The organism is Exiguobacterium sp. TNDT2, assembly GCF_003331145.1.
Classification (GTDB): Bacteria; Bacillota; Bacilli; order Exiguobacteriales; family Exiguobacteriaceae; genus Exiguobacterium.
This window is the reverse complement of sequence record NZ_QLVE01000034.1, coordinates 1-2206: the sequence shown is the minus strand read 5'-3', so window position 1 is coordinate 2206 and position 2206 is coordinate 1. Positions and strand designations below refer to the sequence as shown.

At 48.1% G+C, this 2206-nt stretch carries 1 pseudogene; it reads left to right on the top strand.

Features of this window, described 5'->3' with window-relative positions:
- Window positions 1-526 precede the first annotated feature (526 nt).
- Window positions 527-2093, top strand: a pseudogene (locus tag DPV68_RS13495) (IS3 family transposase).
- The last annotated feature ends 113 nt before the right edge of the window (window positions 2094-2206 follow it).

Here is a 2206-nt window from a genome sequence, read left to right as displayed (position 1 = left end):
ATAAATTTAATTCTTCAAACTTCAATATAATAGGTAATATTTACGAAGGAAAACGTTGAATGTATCCTGAAAGGGTATTTTGCAAAAGATGTTTAGTCAAATAGACCTCAATATATCCTCTGTGAAAACCTCAAATTTAGTCTGCTAGCATTGGAATTCCTTGTCCAGATCCGCTATTGTCTTAATCGAGCCGTTCGGAAAGGCGGTATGTATCGCAGGGGTTGCTGCCTTTATTAAATTCATAGTGCGATCTGCGATAGGTAGGAGAAATAGAAAGTTTTTTTTGTACTCGTAGAATGGCGTAAAGTATACTCTTTTCGTCGCATATCGCCTTCATTAGATTCTAAAGGGTCCAAATACGCTTCTATTTTTCGTGTTTTGGTGTAGCTCATAGTGTCTCTTACGTTTGAATGTGTGTTGTGGTGACTTCATTTTACAATAAGAAAGCGCCATGGGTCTGATATGCTCCCCAATAGGTAGACAGATGAAATAACAAATCTGTTTATCTGATTGGGGAGTATTTTTTATGGCGAGAGGTCGACATTCAATCGAACAAAAACTGAGTGCACTACATATGATGGAAGAAGAAAAATATACTTGGAAGGAAATCACGGAGGCTCATCACGTCTCTAAGGATGCCCTTCGGGTGTGGAAAGCCAAATTCGATATCGGTGGAATCGACGCCTTGAAGGAATCGAAGACATGGAACCCTTACACCAAGGAACAGAAGATTGCGGCCGTCCGTGACTATCTCGACGGAGCCACCACGATAGAAGTTCTCTCCAACCATCAAATCAGTGATGGGTCTGTTCTTAGAAAATGGATTAAGAAGTATACTAGTCATAGAGAGTTAACAGATTCGAGAAAAGGGATGGCGAGCTATGGCAAAAGGGAGAAAGACCACATTCGAGGAACGCATGGAAATCGTCAGGTATTGCCTGGACAACGGACAGAACTATCAACGGACGGCCGAGATATTCGCGGTGTCGTACCAGCAGGTCTATGGCTGGACGAAAAAATATGACGTCGCCGGCGTGCATGGGCTCGAGGACCGGCGCGGACGGACGAAGCAAGAAGAGGAACTGACCAACGAGGAGAAGCTCGAACGTCGCATCCAATAGATCGAGCGGGAGAACGAGCACCTGTGGGCCGAGAACCTGTTCCTAAAAAGTTAGAGGAGATCGAGAGGAGAGGTTGATTAGCCAAATCCGGCTACGATTGCGTTACACGGCCATCAAGGGAATGTCGACAAGCGACACGTTCTCAGTCGTGCTCCTATGCGAGATCGCGCAGGTCTCACGGGCCGCCTACTATAAATGGCTGAAGTGTACCGTCTCGGTACGCGAGGAGGAGAACCTAAGCCTACTAGAGGACATCCGTCTCCTCTATGACCAGGTGAACGGGACCTACGGCTATCGACGGATCACCATGACGGTCAATCGCAGACGACGCCAGCATGGCCTGCCGGCATACAACGAGAAGCGGATCTATCGTCTCATGCGCATCCATGAGATCCGTTCGGTCATCCGCCAGAAGCGAAAACGGCACAAAAAGTCGTCACCGCAGCATGTGGCCGAGAACCTGATGAGCCGAGAATTCAGCGCGTCCCGACCGGACGAGAAGTGGTGCACCGACGTCACCGAGTTCAAATATGGGACTGGGAGGAAGGCATATCTGAGCGCGATTATCGACCTGTATGACGGCTCGATCGTCGCCATCGTATCGGGAAGTCCAACAACAACGCGCTCGTCTTCCAGACGATGATGCCAGCGATCGCAGGGCTCCGCACAGGAGCAAGTCCGATGGTCCATAGCGACCGAGGGTTCCAGTATACCTCGAGAGGATTCAAACGTATGGTGGAAGACACGAAACTGACCCACAGCATGTCCCGGGTCGGACGTTGTCTCGACAACGCCCCGATCGAGGGCTTTTGGGGTACCCTGAAAGTTGAGATGTACTACCTGCGTGAGTTCCAGGCCTATAGCGAACTCCCATCGGCCATCGAGGCCTACATATCGTTCTACAACTATGATCGTCTCCAGAAACAACTAAACGGCTTGAGCCCTGTCGAATACAGGGCTCAAGCCGCCTAGGCCGTTTTTCATTATTTACCCTGTCTACTTGACGGGGAGTAGTTCAGTCTTTATGTCTTCACTTTTTTGATATTTATCGTAAAAAGTGTTGAACATATTATATTTTACTATAC